This is a genomic window from Emticicia oligotrophica DSM 17448 (assembly GCF_000263195.1).
Classification (GTDB): Bacteria; Bacteroidota; Bacteroidia; order Cytophagales; family Spirosomataceae; genus Emticicia; species Emticicia oligotrophica.
The window spans coordinates 3,817,020-3,834,652 of the sequence record NC_018748.1; the positions used below are offsets into that span (position 1 = coordinate 3,817,020).

13 protein-coding genes are annotated in these 17,633 nt (G+C 32.7%); 5 read left to right on the plus strand and 8 right to left on the minus strand.

Features of this window, described 5'->3' with window-relative positions:
• Window positions 1–66: 66 nt before the first annotated feature.
• Entirely contained in the window at window positions 67–336 is a 270-nt protein-coding gene (locus tag EMTOL_RS15760) for an HU family DNA-binding protein (RefSeq protein WP_015030304.1), read from the minus strand.
• A 199-nt stretch (window positions 337–535) separates the two neighbouring features.
• Here EMTOL_RS15760 and EMTOL_RS15765 point away from each other — a divergent pair, with 199 nt between their 5' ends.
• Window positions 536–1,252, plus strand: coding sequence for a LytR/AlgR family response regulator transcription factor (locus EMTOL_RS15765; RefSeq protein ID WP_015030305.1), 717 nt, complete (start codon window positions 536–538; stop codon window positions 1,250–1,252).
• 17 nt (window positions 1,253–1,269) lie between these two features.
• Window positions 1,270–3,117, plus strand: a complete 1,848-nt coding sequence (locus EMTOL_RS15770) for a sensor histidine kinase (protein WP_015030306.1) — start codon at window positions 1,270–1,272, stop codon at window positions 3,115–3,117.
• On the opposite strand, the gene EMTOL_RS15775 is transcribed toward EMTOL_RS15770, so the two are convergent.
• The 4 genes from EMTOL_RS15775 to EMTOL_RS15790 are packed head-to-tail and all read right to left on the minus strand — an operon-like array spanning window position 3,114 to window position 8,508.
• Window positions 3,114–5,306, minus strand: a complete 2,193-nt coding sequence (locus EMTOL_RS15775) for an FUSC family protein (protein ID WP_015030307.1) — start codon at window positions 5,304–5,306, stop codon at window positions 3,114–3,116. The genes EMTOL_RS15770 and EMTOL_RS15775 overlap by 4 nt on opposite strands.
• 38 nt (window positions 5,307–5,344) lie before the next feature.
• Window positions 5,345–6,499, minus strand: a complete 1,155-nt coding sequence (locus EMTOL_RS15780; RefSeq protein ID WP_015030308.1) for a hypothetical protein — start codon at window positions 6,497–6,499, stop codon at window positions 5,345–5,347.
• Window positions 6,486–7,463 carry a DUF2157 domain-containing protein gene (locus EMTOL_RS15785; RefSeq protein ID WP_015030309.1) on the minus strand — a complete coding sequence of 326 codons (978 nt, stop codon included), beginning with the start codon at window positions 7,461–7,463 and terminating at the stop codon, window positions 6,486–6,488. The genes EMTOL_RS15780 and EMTOL_RS15785 overlap by 14 nt, the downstream gene beginning before the upstream one ends.
• A gap of 52 nt (window positions 7,464–7,515) precedes the next feature.
• A complete protein-coding gene (locus tag EMTOL_RS15790; protein ID WP_015030310.1) occupies window positions 7,516–8,508 on the minus strand; it encodes a phosphotransferase in 993 nt (330 codons plus the stop codon).
• A gap of 90 nt (window positions 8,509–8,598) precedes the next feature.
• Here EMTOL_RS15790 and EMTOL_RS15795 point away from each other — a divergent pair, with 90 nt between their 5' ends.
• Window positions 8,599–10,404, plus strand: coding sequence for a 3-coathanger stack domain-containing protein (locus tag EMTOL_RS15795; RefSeq protein ID WP_015030311.1), 1,806 nt, complete (start codon window positions 8,599–8,601; stop codon window positions 10,402–10,404).
• 107 nt (window positions 10,405–10,511) lie between these two features.
• Here the strand turns inward: EMTOL_RS15795 and EMTOL_RS15800 are convergent, their stop codons facing one another.
• Window positions 10,512–12,476 carry an alpha-1,4-glucan--maltose-1-phosphate maltosyltransferase gene (locus EMTOL_RS15800; protein ID WP_015030312.1) on the minus strand — a complete coding sequence of 655 codons (1,965 nt, stop codon included), beginning with the start codon at window positions 12,474–12,476 and terminating at the stop codon, window positions 10,512–10,514.
• Window positions 12,477–12,672: 196 nt separating this feature from the next.
• On the opposite strand from EMTOL_RS15800, the gene EMTOL_RS15805 reads away from it, so the two are divergent.
• Window positions 12,673–13,215 (plus strand): SPOR domain-containing protein, encoded by a 543-nt coding sequence (locus EMTOL_RS15805; RefSeq protein WP_015030313.1) that lies wholly within the window; start codon window positions 12,673–12,675, stop codon window positions 13,213–13,215.
• Window positions 13,216–13,509: 294 nt separating this feature from the next.
• Window positions 13,510–14,769 (plus strand): T9SS type A sorting domain-containing protein, encoded by a 1,260-nt coding sequence (locus EMTOL_RS15810; RefSeq protein WP_015030314.1) that lies wholly within the window; start codon window positions 13,510–13,512, stop codon window positions 14,767–14,769.
• 7 nt (window positions 14,770–14,776) lie between these two features.
• Here EMTOL_RS15810 and EMTOL_RS15815 read toward each other — a convergent pair whose 3' ends face one another.
• Window positions 14,777–15,877 (minus strand): acyltransferase family protein, encoded by a 1,101-nt coding sequence (locus EMTOL_RS15815; RefSeq protein WP_015030315.1) that lies wholly within the window; start codon window positions 15,875–15,877, stop codon window positions 14,777–14,779.
• Between the two features lie 57 nt (window positions 15,878–15,934).
• Window positions 15,935–17,623: a hypothetical protein gene (locus EMTOL_RS15820; RefSeq protein ID WP_015030316.1), complete on the minus strand. Its 1,689-nt coding sequence runs from the start codon at window positions 17,621–17,623 to the stop codon at window positions 15,935–15,937.
• Between the last annotated feature and the right edge of the window lie 10 nt (window positions 17,624–17,633).

Consider the following 17,633-nt stretch of genomic DNA (forward strand, 5'->3'; position numbering starts at 1 on the left):
TACAGGTTGTTTTGGGAGTTTTCTTTTTTTAAGTTTACTTTTTGGATACGAAAAACTCAATAGCAATTATTCTGTAACTTTTAATGTCTTTGATGCACTAAAAGCTGGTATATAGTGTTCAGCCAATGTGATTGTTTTTTTCTCTTTTATTAATTGTACTTTTTTGGTAGCCCTCTTTTTTTGAAAAAAGGCTCCGAAGCCCTTAAAAGTAATTTTTTTTTGCTTATGAACTTCTTCTTTAATAACTTCAAATAATGAATCAATAATTAAAGTTGTTTCTTCAAAACTAATACTGGTTTTATTTGAAATTTCTCGGATTAGTTCTGCTTTGTTCATTTATTAAAGGTATCAAAATATATGCAACAAATATTTTTTTTACTTATATAAAGAAATTATTTGTCAAAATTAAGGATTGCACTATATTTGGACAAATCCAAATTTTAATAGTTTACAGAATGACCTATTTTGTAGATTAACATACGCCATTTGTACATGAAAACTAATTAAGTAACCTGCCTATTATTGTAAATAAAGAATGAAGATTAATACTTTAGTTGTAGATGATAATCCTGATTGGCAAACTATTCTCTCGAAGTTTGTCCAGATGAATCCTAACTTAGAGCTAGTGGGTGTTTGCAGTTCAGCTATGGAAGCTTATGGGAAAATGGCCGAAGTGGAAGTAGACTTACTAATTTGCGATATTGAGATGCCTGACATGACAGGTTTGGCATTAGTAAAAAGTATTCGAATTCCTCCCTTGGTAATTTTCGTAACTGCTCACCCTAATTATGCCTTAGACTGTTATGAAGTATCTCCAATTGACTTTTTATTAAAGCCAATAGATCTTGAACGTTTCATTCGAAGTATAGAAAGAGTTAAAGTAAGGATGATTCATCCGCCCGAATCTGCGAATGCTGAGCCTTATTTTTTTATCCGTGAAAATCTAAACTACGTGCAGATAGAATACCGCGAAGTGCTTTATATGAAATCCCAAGAAAACTTTTTGCAGATTGTTACAACAAGTAAATCATTTTTACCTATACTTTCTATTGCAAAAATGGAAGAACAACTCAAGGGGGATAGATTTCTTAGAGTGCATCGGTCGTATATTGTAAATCGTTCAGCTATTAATCTCATCACAAAAAGTGAGCTGATTTTAGTTGATGGAACAATTATTCCAATTGGAGAGCAATATCGTATGCAAGTAACACGGAAACATATTGAAGGAAAATTGATAAGTAGGACAAATTGATAGACTTTAGATTTTAGATGAAGAACTTTCGAGTTGTTTTCCTATTGTTGTATCTAGTTCATTTTTCTGCAAAAGCAGATGATATTCTTTACCTTAAGCAAAGACTTTCACAAAAAATTGCCGATACAACTAAGTGCCAATTATTGTATGACTTGGGGATGAAGTATGAATACCAAAATCCTGATTCTGCTATTTTTTTCGTAAACCAATCCTATTCTTTAGCAAAAAAAATTAAGAATTTGTATTTTGTTGCTCAGGCGATGTATGGCCTAGGATATATTAATATATATTATGTAAAAGATGATAAAGTTGCTTTAGAATGGCTTACAAAGGGTATTGATGCCGCAAAGGCTTGTAATTCTTATTTGTATTTAGCTAGGTGCTATCAACTAACTGGAATCATTGCTGGACATCAAAATACGGGTAATCCCGGTGAATTGTATCAAAAAGCATTAGAGTACGCCAGTAAGTCGAATGATTGGAAGATACAACACGATATTAGAGCTATATTATTTAATTTTTTAGTAGGGAAGAAAGAATTTGCCAAGGGTGAGGTTTATTTAAGGGAGGCATTGGAAATATCTAGGAAAAATGATATTGACCAATGGTTTTCTGGAGTTTTAGACTACTGTGATTTACTCGAGTCTCAGAAAAGAATGAAAGAAGCGAATAGCTTCTATAAAAAACTTTCAGATGCACGACCACTCTTAAAAAAGACCAAAGGGTTATTTGTTTACATGAATGATGTTGGTCGTTTTGAGACAAAATTAAAAAGGTATAAAGAAGCTGAACAGACTTTTAAAGAATGTCTTAGAATTGAAATTAATAAACCCAAAATAGATACCTTTCATTTATTTTTTCTTGTAAAAAATTTGCAAGGCCTATATGAGAAGAAAGGTCAGTTTAAAGAGGCTAACGAAGCCTCTAAACAACTAACTGAAATTCTTTTATGGTTGAGAGATAAAAGGCAGACACAAGATGGGAAAGTTCAATTAACCAAGTTGAAGGCTGCAATGGATTTGGAAAAGAAAGAAAGTGAAATTGCCATTTTAGAAATAGAGAAAAGACAACAGCTCATAATAATGTTGGCTATTTCTTTGATTTTAATCATTTTCATTAGTTTTGCTGTATTTCTCCAGAAAAAACGACAGGAAATTAATGCTCAAAAAGAAGCCTTAGCTGCACTTAATGCTACTAAAAATAAACTATTAGCAATCCTTTCGCACGATTTACGCTCACCATTAGCAAGCCTCAAAAATTACTTGATGCTTATCAACTGGGGAGCATTAACTCAGGAAGAGTTTTCGGAATCTGTAAATAGGCTTAATATACAACTTAGTAATGTAAATAATTTACTTGATAATGTATTAAATTGGACAATCACACAAATGGACGCAATAAAACCTCAAATAGGAGCGGTTAAGTTATCGGAAATTATAGAAACTAAAATTCAAGTTTTTTATCCGCTTTTAGAGGCAAAACATATTGCCGTCCATAATAGAATACCTGAATATGCTGAGATTTTATTTGATAGTAATCATCTAAGAATTGTCATAAGAAACTTATTGCAGAATGCACTTAAGTTTACCAAAGAAAATGGGATTATAAGATTTGAATTTAGTGAAGTAGGCCACGAAGCCATTATCAAAGTTACTGATAATGGAGTAGGAATTCCTAAAGAGAAATTACTTAAACTTTTTGAATTGAACCAATCTGATTCAACATTAGGAACCGCCCGAGAACAGGGTACAGGATTGGGCTTGGTGTTGGTAAAAGAATTGATTGAACGAAATAATGGTACTATCAGAGTTGAAAGTGAGGTTGATAAAGGAACTACTATAATTATTACGTGCTTTGCTGCCTAAAGTTCAATTCTTTCGGAGATTTTACAAATATCGAAAGCTACTTTCTGGATATTCATAAATTGCTCACTAATAAGAATAGCACTTTCATCTTTTTCATCATTTAAAGATGTTATTTTCAATATTTTAATATTATCATTTTCTACAAATTCACTTTTTTCAACCACTTTTATCGCTTCTTTTAATAATATTTCTGTATGTTGTGTAATTGTTGCAAGTCCAGAAATGTCTGGAAGCGTATTAAAATGTTCTCTCGAATAAAGAGCTAAAGTAGCTGCGTAAGATGAAAATAAATGATTTAGTACTGAAAATTTATGTACTTCATTGATGCTAATTTGTTTATGTTTTGGTTCGGAAAGCATTCGTTGTAGTGCTGATGCCAAATTGGCACTTCTAACGAAAACCTCTTTTCTTACTATTTTATAAGGCACACGTTTGTACTCTTCACCAAAATACATTTGTGAAACTTGATGATAGTAAGCCAAATTAGCTTCAAGCATTTCTATGAGTGTATTTTTTAGTTTTTTATGTTCCCAATGAGGTAAAAAGATATAACTTCCAACAAAGGCCAGGCCACCGCCAATTGCGGTATCATAAATTCTTTCAATGAGTAAGGCCCTGCTTCCCATACCCAGAAATTCAAATAAGATTAAAATAAACGGAGTCATGAAAACTACGCTTACAAGGTAGGTTTTACGTTGAAAACTGTATGTGCCGAGCATACAAACTAATAAAATTGCAAAGAGCCAGCGATTATCGTTTACGTAATTTAGAATAATCATCCCAATCAATGCACCTGCAATTGTTCCGATGAGTCTGTCAAGGTTACGTTCTTTTGTTAGGCTATAGGCTGGTTTCATAATAACCATAATGGTCAATAGAATCCAGTTACTATGTAAAAGTTGGGTTGATTTTGCAATGATAAATCCAACAAGCATCATACCAGTCACACGTAAAGCGTGCCTAAAGTTTTCAGATTTTAGATTCAAATTATCAAAAAATGTATCTAAATCATATACTTGACTATTTGTAAAGGCATTCGTTGATAAATCATTACGAATAAGCTTTTTTTGTTGTTTAGCTCTAAAATAAGCATTGATTTTTTTAATTCTTAGTAGAATGTTTTCAATGTTTAATTCAATATTTTTCAATGCTTGAATGCCAATCCCATTGGGTAAATCGCTTGTATTTTGGAAATCTTCTTTTTCAATTTCTTCAATTTTCGACCTTAAATTATCTAGTTTTTTAGGAATCATTAAGTTCAAATGTGGCCTACTTCCATCTTTTAGCGAAGCACTTATTTCGTTGATTTGTTCAGCAAGAAGATTTAAAAAATGCTCAAAATCGGTTAGTATGCCGGTCGAATCAAATTGTTTATGAAGTTTCTGATAATTATAAAAGGTTGAAATTATTTGTTCATATAAATCAACTATATCAACGAAAATAACTAGTAGTAAACGCCCTTCTTGGGTTCTTTCCTCAACAATTTTTTGATTTTTAAAAAGTTGTTCTCTAACGGCATCAATTTTTTCGTTGACTGTAATTTGTGCATCGATTAATTTTTTATAATTGGCATCATAGTCCATACCAACTTGATAAAAACCAGCCTTTATTCGCATAAAGTTAGCAACTTCTGAAATAGCTTCGGCTAAGGTTAATCGTGCTAACCGGTAGGGCATTATTTGGTAAATTGATAAACTCAGCAGTGCATACCATATTCCACCAATTAGAATATAAAGTGAATAAAACAAAATTTCATTAAGAGAACGAATATCGTCAATACCAATAATCATTACCAATAATGCGGCAATTCCAATAGAAGCTGCTCGTAGCCCATAGATATAAAGCATTGAGCACAAAAAACTAAGAATTATTACGAGAAGGCCAGATAGTATGATTGAACCACTACATAAACTAGTAATTAGTGAAATGACAGAAACAAGAGCAATTGTAAGAAACATTGCATTTCTTCGGTGAGTGATAGGCCCAGGAGAGTCGGCAATACTTGCACAAACAGCACCCAATGAAAAAGTAATTCCTATTTTTAAAAGACCGAATTGGGCAAGAATTAAACTTGGTAATAATACCCCAAAGGTAATACGTAGGCCATCACCGAAATAGGGGCTTAACACAAAGCCTTTGACTTCTTTAGGGATTTCCTTAGCTGATATGTTTATTTCTTTGAGTTCCATGTTTATTAATCTTCAAATCTGAACCATAGTATTCAAATTTAGTAATTACTACCGCTACCACCTCCACCAAAATCACCTTTCCCAAACTGTACTTTATTTGGTTGGGTGGGTTGTTGTAGTGCTTGATTCACTATAAATGCTTCTAAGTTTTTTAACTCATTTACACCAATTGCTTCAGAAGTTATGCCAAATTTTGCTGCTTTTAAAGAGCGTATTGCAATAATACATAGACATATTAATAAACTTCCACCAATGCATAATGCCCATTGGATTGGAATGAAAGAATTATAGAATCTAAATGTAAATATTGCGAATCCCAAAGCTGCCATGCCTACGACAAGCATCGAACGATTATGCTTAAACAAACCCCAAATAATATATAAAATGGGGATTATTGTACTGAATATACAAAATAGTGGTGCAAAAGTTATTTGTACAGATACGTCTAAGTCGTTTAAAAATGCATTTCCTTCGCGAACTATAAAATAGTTTCCGCCTAAGTAGAATGTAATAAGTGTAAGTACTTCGATAATAGTCTGACAATCTTGATAATAGTAGTTTTGGACCTTTTTTGCCCAAAAATCATTAGTCAGGTAGAGAGCTCCTGAAACTAATATAATTACAAATGGAATAATGGTTTTGCCGAGATTGTATTGTGTAATAGAAAAAAAACAAAGCCCTATTAGTGAAAGATAAAGTCCCAATGCTACAAGTGGGTCTGCATAACGAATTAGGGCTGGTAATAAGATAATTACAGCAATTAAGCAATAACTCCAAATAGGTATGTTGATTTCTAAAAAACCAATGATGGCTACAAAAAATGCACAAATTGTGGCATAAAGTAGTGCATTATCAACACCAGAACGATAAAAGCTATTTTTTTTGATGAAGTATTCTAAAAAAAATAGAAATACAAAAGCATAAAGTAGGCTGATTACAGAATAGGAAAACGTAGTATCAGACAATATTTCAAGTAAAAATAAAGAGATAAAGCCCAATGCAGCAGAAGCAACAATGCAAGTAAATAGAAAAAGTCCAATTTTAATAAAAACATTTGATTGATGAAATCCAATTGGTAGAGTGTCATATGCTTTTTGGTGTTGAATAGAACTAATCAAGTTTCTAGAATACCAATCATCTACAGTTTTTCTGTAGCTAATATTATCTACCCAAGTTTCGTTATAAGCTTTCATTTTTTTGTCTTACAATTCGTTTGATTTTAATTAAAAAGAAAACTACTCCCATACCAGAAAGCATAAAGTATGACATATACAAATATGGGCCTATTTCATTGGGTAATAGTTCAAAAGTTGCATAGGTAAAGGCAATATAACCATAAATTACCCCCATTAGTAAAAATAAGTAAGAGTGTATTGTTCGGGCATATTTGATACTTAAAAAGCTTAAAAGGGCAACAATTAAACCATAAATAAATTTATAGTCAAAAGTAAAGAGCCCTGCAAGTGCCGCAATAAAAGCTAAATTTCCTCCAAATAAGAAATAGGTAAAACTAAAATGTTTCTTCAGTGATTTCATTATTGAGCTCCATCCAATGATAATAAGAAAGAAGCCTAAAAATAATGCAGTGATAATAATATTTTCACTATTAAAATCATTGTTTTTTAATAATCGTAGAGGAGTGATGCTAATACCAACCCACGATGCAAAAGCAGTTATACCCATGGATAAAACGCCACGATGGTCGAAAATATAAGCACATAATAAAAATAAAATTGCTGGCAAAAATGCCGCTATTCCGTAGCTTGTGCCAAATAAAGTGTATTGATATTGTAAATAACCTTCAAGTGTGAGAAAGGTTAAACAACCACCAATCAGTGCGAAGTCATCAAGATTATTAGTTTCTTGGTTTTCTTGCCAAGTAAACGATTTACGATGTTTGAAAGCGTAGAAATAGCAACCCGCAGAAAGAATAGCAATGAAACCAATTAAGATATTATGTCCAATGGTATTAATATTTTCGTAAATCAAAATACCCAATCCTGAACTCAGAAACATTACCCCAAGATATAGCAATAGCCTTAGCTCCCAATAAATTGAAAAAGGTTGCATTGAATCATGATTTCTGATTTCGGAAGCTTTCTCTGTTGAGATAATATCTTTTTCAGTTAGAAAATCATATAATGGTAGTTTTGCCATGTATTAGATGCTTTTAGGATAAAAGTAGTAAATGTTTTGAATAAGCCAAAAACTAATCAATGCTTGAGGTATTCAAATCGAAATATCGTTTAATTAGTAAATTAATAAATCGCTTAAGATACATTTCGTTTAAAAAAGTATTAGACCAATTATCAAATCTTTGACATTGAATGGTTAAGTAGAAAAAGTAAAGACTAATACCAAGCATTGGCAAAATTCTTTGCTCTTCGGCTGAAATTGGTGTAATTGTTTCATAACCAGCTAAAAAGCTTTTTACTTTTGATTCGCAAATGGATATATCTTTTTCTGTGCTGTAGAGTTGTAATACATAATAGGCAATATCTAAACAAAGCCACCCATTTCCACAAAAATCAAAATCGAAAATTGTTATTTCTCCATTTCTTGAAATATTCAAATTATCAAACCAAATATCCAAATGAACCGCACCTTTTCTTAATTGTGAATCATCTATTTTATCAAATTCTTTCCATAAATAAGCTTGTGTCGAACGCATAAAATTCATTTCTTCCGAATTTTCTGAGAGGAAAGTGGGAAGGTAATCAAAGATTTTACCTATGAGGCTTTGTGCATGATAATCAATGCGTTTTAAGGAAATATTTATGCTTGTTTGATGTATTTTGGCCATTAATACGCCAACCTCAAAATGTAATTCTTCGGCATAATTTAAAAGTTTTTCTCCTTCGGCATAAGAAAGCATCAAAGCAAATCGCTTTCCCTCAGGAGCTTCAATAGTTTGTAGGTATTTGTCTGAAATATCTAGTATCGGGTAAGAAATAGAAATACCATTGCTTTTTAAAAGATTTAGTAACTTTATTTCCTCCAAAATTTCGCTTTCTGTTCTCCAATTATAGCTATATACCCTAAATATTAATTTTAATTCCCCATCTTTAATTAAATAAGTATGATTGATGCCTGCTTTCAATAAAACACAAGTTGAATGATTACTTAGATTATATTTTTCCCGCACAAATAAAGATAAATGATATGGAGAAAGATTTGAACTGATAACTGGAAATGTAGGCATTGGAAAAAAAATAATTAGTTTTACAACCATTGAGTATCATAACCTGTCAAGGTCAATGAATACAAAATAAAGCATAACAAATAGATTTACATGAATAAACTCCTACAAGCTTTCATTTTTTTACTTTTAACTACAATTAACTTTTGCATTGCTCAAGATAATTTCCAAATTAAATTGTACCCTAATAATCTTGGTGGTACTGGGCCTAGTAAGAAGTGGGATAACACTTTTGGTGGAAATTCGGATGATTATGCCTATTGCATTGAAAAAACGATAGATGGAGGCTATGTGATGGCTGGAAATACAAGTTCAGGTATTTCTGGTAATAAAATGTCCTCAAACAATGGTGGTTCTGATTTTTGGGTAGTTAAAATAGATAAAAATGGTACTAAGACTTGGGATAAATCCTACGGCGGAGCAGGGGCTGATGGAGCAAAGGCAATTGTAAAATGCTTAGATGGCGGTTTTCTTATTGGTGGTACTTCGAACTCATTACAAGGTGGCGATAAATCTCAAGATGCACATCGATACCCAAATGGAGGGCTTTCAATTGATTACTGGGTATTACGAATAGATGCAGATGGTAATAAATTGTGGGATAAAAGATTTGGCGGAAACGGAAATGATTTCTTAAATATGATGATTCCGACGATTGATGGTGGGTTTTTATTAGGTGGTGAGTCAGATTCTAATAATGGTGGTGAAAAGACTGAAAATTTACGAACTGGCTTTGATGGTTGGTTAGTGAAAATTGATTCACTTGGTAATCAATTGTGGGATAAAACAATAGGTGGAAGTAAATACGAAAGTATTGTTAGTCTGTTACAATTTGAAAATGGTGATATTTATGTTGGATTAAACTCATATTTAGCAGGAACGGGTGGAGATATAAACTCGCCGAATAGAGGAGATAATGATATTTGGTTAGTAAAAATGAATAATAGTGGAGGTATTTTGTGGGATAAAAAATATGGTAGTACAGGTAGTGAAAGGTTTCCGTCTTTGGTAAAAACTGATGATGGAAATATTTTCATAAGTAGTTTGGCCGATAATACTTTCCAAGACGGTGATATGGCTGCTCCCGCAATTGGTTATAACGACTTTTGGTTATTAAAAATAGACAGGAGTGGCAACAGATTATGGGATAAAAGATATGGCGGATATGGGAGTGAAGGTATTCCTTCGATATACAAAACAATAGATGGGAAATATTTATTAGCAGGAAATACAATTTCAAATATTGGAGGAGATATTTCAGAGGGCTACAGAGGTGATATGGATTTATGGGTATGTGCCATCAATGAAGATGGAATAAAATATTGGGATAAGCGAATTGGAACGGGCAATTTATATTTTTGGGGTCAACAATTTTTATTGCCATCAGATGACCTTGGATTTGTATTTATTGGAAATTCTAATTCAGATATCATGAGTGATAAAACTGATAATTCAAAGGGTGAAGTTGATTTTTGGGTGGTAAAAACCTCATTTAATGCTTTGGAAAGTCCAGCTTGTGTGATACCCTTTTACAATTTTACATTAGTTGCTGAAGGTTGTGATGGAGAAATAAATTGGTCGAATGGTTTAAATAGAAAAAGCTTTCAATTGAATAATATTTCTGAATCTGAAGTTTATTCAGCTACTTGTACTGAAAAAAGTGTTCAAAAAACGAAGACTTTTACAATGAATGTGACATGGTTTGAAAGAAATTTATACGATACCATTAGTGCAGAAAATAAAAGATTTCATGCAATGGGAAAGATAAATGCTAGTAATCAGATAATATCAGGTGCAAATGTAAGTCTAAGGGCAGGAGGGAGTATTCTACTGAATGCAGGTTTCCAAGCTGAGTTTGGGACGATTATAAATGCTACTATTGGTGGATGTAATGATTAACTTGGATAATGATTCTAATTTTGTTTGAATTTAAATTAATAAGAGACCCCACCCATTGCCGTCAGTTTTAACTGAAAGCAATGGGTGAGATTTCTTGCTAAATTCGCTTAAATATCTTCGATTCTAAAAAGATGGAACGGTAGAATTTGAGGGTCAAGCTCGACGTAGTTGGTGTCTCCTTTCCAAATATATGTTGCTCCAGTAAGCAAGTCATGAACACGATAACTTTCCCACTCGTTTTTACCAATTTTCCAAAGCGGAATTTTTACAAGCCCACCTTGGCGATTATAACCATCTAAGCTTGTAACACACAAGATACGATTGCCATCGGAGGCTGTTTTCAAGTATGCTAATATTTGCTCGTTATCAATGGAACAAAAATCTAAATTATTGGTATTTCTGAATGCGGTATTTTCTTTTCTAATTCGGTTAACTTGTGAAATAATATAAGTGAGTTTATTTCTATGCTCCCAATTCCACCATTTAATTTCGTATTTTTCTGAAAAAGCGTATTCTTCTTTATTTGGATATGGGGCGTGATACAAATACTCATAAGATGGACCAAAAATACCATAATTTCCAACTAATGTAGCCGCCATAAAGTAGCGAATTAAGAACAATGGCTCGTGCCCTCCTTGTAGCATATATGGGTTTATATCATGTGTATTTGGCCAGAAATTTGGACGGAAATAATGTCTCATTTCCCCCTTCGTTAGTTCTGTCATATACTCAATGATTTCAGCCTTGCTCGTTCGCCATACATAATAAGTATATGACTGTGTATAACCTAATTTCGCCAATTGTTGCATGACTTTGGGTTTTGTGAAGGCCTCTGCTAAGAAAATCATATCAGGATAATCCTTTTTGACTTCAGCAATAACCCATTCCCAAAAACAAAACGATTTAGTGTGTGGATTATCAACTCTGATGATTCTGACACCCCATTCTGCCCAAGTCATAATTACCGATTTTAATTCTTGCCAAAGATTTTGCCAATCTTCAGTTTCAAAATTTACAGGGTAAATATCTTGGTATTTTTTTGGTGGATTTTCAGCATATTTAATGCTACCATCAGGTAAAATCTTAAACCAATCTGGATGTTCTTTAACCCACGGGTGGTCAGGCGAACACTGAATGGCTAAATCCATCGCAATTTCTATATCGAATTTCAAACACGCTTGTACTAAATGCTTAAAGTCGTCTAAAGTACCAAGTTCTGAGTGAATAGCCGTATGACCACCTTCTTCCGAACCAATGCCATAAGGCACGCCCGAATCTCCTTCTTCAGCGTTGACGGTGTTATTTTTTCCTTTACGATTAGTTTTTCCGATTGGATGAATAGGAGGGATGTAGAGGACATCGAAACCCATTTCGGCAATTCTTGGTAGTAGTGCCTCAACATCTTTAAATGTTCCGTGTTTACCAACTTCACGAGCTGCCGAACGAGGGAAAAGTGAATACCAAGCTGAGAAACCAGCTTTTTCACGGTCAACATAAAGTTTAAGCTCTTGGTATCTATATGCAGATTGGCGTTCTGGGTATTTTGTAAGCCACTCGTGCATTTGGTCGCTCATTGCAATTTGAATAGCTTCGTTATATCTACTCTCATTGGCCATTATTTTAGCTGCTTCTTGAATTGCTTTTTTATCATCACCTTTGGCCAATTTCGCCATTCCTTTCAAAAAAAGCTCACCTTGCATAAGCTCCACTTTCAGATGTTGTCCATCACGTACTTTTAGGTCAACTTCATGTTGCCAGCTAGCAATGTGGTCGACCCATGCTTCAACAGTGTAAGCATAAAAACCTTGCTTACTTGCAACAAAGCGTCCAACCCAACGGTCATTACCCATGCTATGCATGACCACTTCACTCCATTCTTTTTCAGACTCATGCTTATACATCAATCTTGCTGCTAAGTGGTCATGTCCATCAATAATAATATCTGCCTCAACCGTAATAAGTTCATTGATAATTGCTTTTACTGCAAAGCGGCCGCCATCAATTTCAGGAGTAACTCGTTCAACGATAGCCCTGCTTTGTCCTAATGCAGGGAAGGGAATGTGGTTCTTCATAAATCAAAGTAGATATTCAAGTTAAGATGCTTTTTTTAGCCATTAAATTAATAAAGACCCACAAAGTCTTAATTTGAAGTAAACAGTTCATCAAATAGGTTAAAGAATTATTCTTCAAATTTCATTTTTTTTCTGCTAAGAAACAAGTCTAGCACGGAGTTTGCACTCAATTATTCAAATACAAATTTAAAAATACATGAAAAAAGTTCTGTTATCTCTAATTCTCACACTCGTTAATTTAGGGTTTTCATTGGCAAGTTTTGGTAATCAAGGCCACGAAGTTCTATTTGTAGATAATTCTGGTAAGATTCTAATGGTTAATTCTACTAATGAAGAAACAAGCTATGCTGAAGCTTCAAAAATTAGTAGTTTGACTCCGGCAATCGAAATAGAAGAATTTAGTCATGATTTGACAAAAATTACGAAAGAAATTGGAGTTGACAAACCAAAAATTGTTGATGACAACTTTATTTATGTTAAAGAAAAAAGAGATTTAATTGGTTATGCTCTACAATTAGCTTCTTTTTCAGACCTAAGTTTGGCAAAAGAATATGCTTTGAAAATTGTAAAAAAAGGAGATGCCGAAAAAAGACAATTATTTATTTATACAGTGAATAATCCTGAAAAAACTTATTACAAAGTTTATTTTGGTTTGCTGAAAACCAATGAATCAGCTCGAGAAAAACAACGTAATTTCCTTGCTTTAGGTTATTCTCCATTTGTAAAAGAGTTTAGATAAGCGTTTTATAACTACTTTTCCTTGGCATACTTTTTGGAATATGTAAATTACTTTACAGTTTATTTGAAAAAAGTAAATGCTAAAGAAACAAAAGAAGAATTGAGACTAAAAGTCATTTTAAGGATTCAAAAAATTTGTCAGGATAGATTATTTTCATTCATTCGATGGTTTTAATACCATTCAAGAACAACCAAACTCTCCTTTATTTAGGAGAGTTTTTTTAGTTTTATGCAATCTTTCAATGAAGTTTTTCGTCTTACAATTAAAATATTTACTTATTGTAATCATTTTATTATGAGGGTTTTCTTAACACTTACTATACTAATCTTCATTGAGTTGTCAACTATTGCACAAGATTCAATGCCTGCGATACCAGTAGTATGTTATTTTAACCCTGAGAATAGTTTTACACAAGTATTGCCTGATAATGCTACTTTTGCCAAAAGTAGATTAGCAGCTACCTCTAATATTGAAGTCACCTACATTGATTTTCCTGAACAAGCAAAAGTCCCTTTTGAATATGCCATCTCTCTGTGGGAGAAATACTTAGTTTCTTCACAAACAATCAGAATCAAGGCTACTTGGTCTAAAAGTTTAGCTAATAATGTGCTTGCTGAAACTTATGCTGCTCGTGTTTATAAGCTCAGTTCTTCTACCCCTAACTTACCTTATGCAAATGTTTGGTATCCCACGCCATTAGCTGAGGCACTTTCTGGGAAAGATTTAAACGCAGGAGATTACGATATGTTCATATCATTGAATGCGAATATCAATTGGTCATATCTTACTAATGCTCAGGTTGTTGCTGGAAAATTTGATATGGTCACAGTGCTTTTGCACGAAATTTCTCATGGTTTGGGTTTCTCTTCTTCAATGACCGTAATTAATAATGATACGCAAGGGCAATATGGGCAATTAGGAAGTGCTTATATTTTTGATGTCTATATGAAAGATTCAAAAAAAGTAAATCTAACTAATACTGGGATTTATGGGAATCCCTCAACTGATTTAAAAACTGCTTTAACTAGTAATGTTCTTTACTTTGGTGTGAAGAATTCTGCGTTGGCCAATAGTTTACCGAGGCTTTATGCACCTGCCACTTTCAAAAGCGGTTCAAGTTTTTCGCACTTTGACGAAGGTACTTATCCAGTAGGTTCGGCAAATTCATTAATGACCCCCAATGTACGTGCTGCCGAAGTGAATCATACTCCTGGTGATTTGTTACTTAATTGTTTATACACGATTGGATGGCAGGTAAATGGTTTGACTGGTTTAGTGACGGGAACTGAGTCGCTTCCTGAAAATATTTTTGAGATTTTAGTATTCCCTAATCCAGTAGAGAATTTATTGAATGTAGCTATTCCTAATCAAGCTCAAGCTCGGACGATTAAGATTGATTTATTTAATCAAAATGGGAGAATCCTACAAGAAATAGAAAAACAAAATGTCAATGTTGAAACTTTTCAAATTGATTTAAGTAATTACGAGGCAGGCCTCTATTTTCTACAAGTTTTAGATGGCGAGAAAAAAACGGTTAGAAAAATCATTAAATGATTTGAAGCTAATAGTTAAATTTCTCTTTGAGATTATTAATCGGTTTTTCGATAACATACCAAGAAACTGTTGCTACCGCAATTGTAATTAAATACAAGAAAATAATTTTCAAGGTCATATTTTGCTCAATCAATGGCAGTTTATTTAATAATTTAACTACAGGGTTGGCTGGTGAATTGTGGTAATGATTATAAATAAACTTATGGTAGATATAAATCCCGTAACTGATTCGGCCTATATATACAAATGCTCGATTTTCAAGGATTTTCTTGGTTGTTCCTTCAAAACCATATACTGCATTTCCGACAAAAAACAATGAAAATAGCGATTCAAAAAGTCTCAAAAAAACTACCGTAATGATATTATGACCCTCAGGAAATTGCTTGCCCCAAATTACAATTCCAATGTATAATAGCAAGCTTATCATTAACCAAATTTTATTGGTAATAATTTGCTTCAGTTTTTCACTTTTATGGAAATAGAAATATGCAAGCAAACCGCCCATTCCAAAAGCATCCAAACAAGTTGGCGTAAGTACGTAGGGAGTCATCCAAGCAGTTCCATTCAAATAGAAAAACAAACGAAGCCCAACTGACAAGAATATAAAGCCCCAGAGAACTTTAGGTAGTATTTTTGAAGAAATAAAAAAGACTATAAAAGGGAAAAACAAGTAAAATTGTTCTTCAACAGCTAATGACCAAAGATGGTCGCTTGAACCTAACCAAGTTTGTTTAATCGCAATATAAATATTGGTAGAATAGGTTAGATACCACCATATTTTTTCTCTTACTGGTTCAATATTTAATAAAAAAAGCACCAAAATTGTGAGATAGTAAATAGGAAAGATGCGAATGGTTCTACGAATAAAGAACTTTTTGATTGATTTATTATGCTTGCCACCAGTTTCCTCATCTTTTTGTTTTGATTGCAATAAAATTCTTGTAATCAGAAATCCACTCAATACAAAAAACATACAAACTCCTAAATAACTTATGGGAAATTGAAGCATATCGCCCGACCAATGGTCAACCAAAACCATTGTTACTGCCAAAAATCTCAGTCCATCTAATTGCTTTAAATAGGATGTATTCGAAGTGCTTTGTGTCATTATAATTCAATAAAGAGTAAAATTATGAGGTAATTACCTCATTTTTTGATAAATCAATCACCAATTTTGTTTAGGATGAACTTTGTTAATTGATTGAATATCAATATTTTGATTTGTCCAATAAATACTGTTTAAACCTTTCTCTGACTTAATCAGCCCAATGTGGTATTTACCAGATTCAATGTAAGATTTTTCAATTACAGCCGTAAAGTTATCAATTTTGAGCTGATTATTAAGTAAAAACGTTTGTTCGAGGTAGGCTTTTTTTCCAAATGCTTTCAAATAACTTGGATAAATATAAATCCTTTCTTTAGATTTTATTATCACATAAAAGCCTGATTCTGGCTTACTTAAATCAATTGGTAACCCATTTTGAGGAATTACTAATTCAAAGGCATTGTTTTTTTCTTCGATGGTGTATTTAATACTATTTGTAGTATCTTTTTCTACCCCTAAATTGTCAATTAGTTTATCATAAAAGGCTTTAGTGGGTTCTTGTAAAATACGCATTATACCAGCTTTGGGGTATGATTTATCGCTATATTGTTGTTTAAATTGGTCGGTTAGTCTTTCTTGGTATAAATATTTTATAGAAGAATAATTGGCGATAAAACTATAAAAATTAAATACAATAGCCCCAAAAATTGCCACCTGAATAAATTTCGATTTGATTTTTTCTCCAATGTTATTGATTGCTACCAAGTAGAAAATTATCAGAGTGATAGTTGAATAAATTTTGTACTTACTTGTAGCTAATGTTTCTATTCCGTATGATGAACGGGCAACAACTATACCTACTGATGTTATCCCTACAAACGCTAAACAAGCCAATAGGAATAAATCATTGTTTCGGATATTCAAATCGTATTTTTTGAAGACAACTTGATAGGCAAATAAAATCATAAATAGAATGAAAAATAACCCTACTGCCATTGATAGGTCTAGCTGAATATTCCTGGAAAAGAATGAGGCATCGATGGAACTTCCGAGTGTAACGAAAAGTCCTTTTCCCAATAGCTTGAAATTTGTTAAATCTGTTTTTAGTACATTATCAGGACTTTTCTCAAAACCATAAAAAAAGCTGATTAGAATAATTATGGATGCTATTATCCAAATAAATAAATGCTTTTTTCTTTGCTGAATAAGTAAAACTAAGGCTCCAACTATTGGAATAATAATGCCATTACTGCTGGTGAATACACCAATAAAACACATCAAAATTGACCATTGGAAATATTTTTTATGCTTGTTTTCAACTGAAAATGTGAGTAAATAGAAAACTAAAATTGTGATGAAAATTACACCAAAGTTCTGAATGGAAGCCATTCCCCAAAAGATATTTTCATAAAGGCTAAAATTCAAAAGAATGAATACAACTGGAATAAAACTTTGTATTGATTGATTGTATTTTTTTGATAAATCATAAAAAAGTACAAGAATGCCAAGTAATGATAGGATTCCACCAAGCATCAAAACCTTGAGGTTTAAAGTCCCAAATAAGAAATAAGTAAACCAAGCTGTGATGCGTGTAAGTAAGATTCGATGCTCGTTGTGTTGTGAAAAAAGCAATTTGAATTTTTCAGACAAAACATCTGTTTCGAGCATTTTGGCAAGCGTATTCCTAATGGCAAAATCATCCCAATGTGGAATATTTACCGCATATTTTTGGAAAACTATACCCAGTAATATTACGGGTATAAAAATGAGAATTGCTGAAAGAGTATTTTTTATAGTAAACTTAAACACTTTATAGAAT

Bases quoted from the DNA above. Each gene is read 5' to 3' on its own strand.
- EMTOL_RS15800 (WP_015030312.1), bottom strand. From the start codon at position 12,476: ATGAAGAACCACATTCCCTTCCCTGCATTAGGACAAAGCAGGGCTATC.
- EMTOL_RS15805 (WP_015030313.1), top strand. From the start codon at position 12,673: ATGAAAAAAGTTCTGTTATCTCTAATTCTCACACTCGTTAATTTAGGG.
- EMTOL_RS15775 (WP_015030307.1), bottom strand. From the start codon at position 5,306: ATGGAACTCAAAGAAATAAACATATCAGCTAAGGAAATCCCTAAAGAA.
- EMTOL_RS15795 (WP_015030311.1), top strand. From the start codon at position 8,599: ATGAATAAACTCCTACAAGCTTTCATTTTTTTACTTTTAACTACAATT.
- EMTOL_RS15770 (WP_015030306.1), top strand. From the start codon at position 1,270: ATGAAGAACTTTCGAGTTGTTTTCCTATTGTTGTATCTAGTTCATTTT.
- EMTOL_RS15760 (WP_015030304.1), bottom strand. From the start codon at position 336: ATGAACAAAGCAGAACTAATCCGAGAAATTTCAAATAAAACCAGTATT.
- EMTOL_RS15790 (WP_015030310.1), bottom strand. From the start codon at position 8,508: ATGCCTACATTTCCAGTTATCAGTTCAAATCTTTCTCCATATCATTTA.
- EMTOL_RS15785 (WP_015030309.1), bottom strand. From the start codon at position 7,463: ATGGCAAAACTACCATTATATGATTTTCTAACTGAAAAAGATATTATC.
- EMTOL_RS15780 (WP_015030308.1), bottom strand. From the start codon at position 6,499: ATGAAAGCTTATAACGAAACTTGGGTAGATAATATTAGCTACAGAAAA.
- EMTOL_RS15810 (WP_015030314.1), top strand. From the start codon at position 13,510: ATGAGGGTTTTCTTAACACTTACTATACTAATCTTCATTGAGTTGTCA.
- EMTOL_RS15815 (WP_015030315.1), bottom strand. From the start codon at position 15,877: ATGACACAAAGCACTTCGAATACATCCTATTTAAAGCAATTAGATGGA.
- EMTOL_RS15765 (WP_015030305.1), top strand. From the start codon at position 536: ATGAAGATTAATACTTTAGTTGTAGATGATAATCCTGATTGGCAAACT.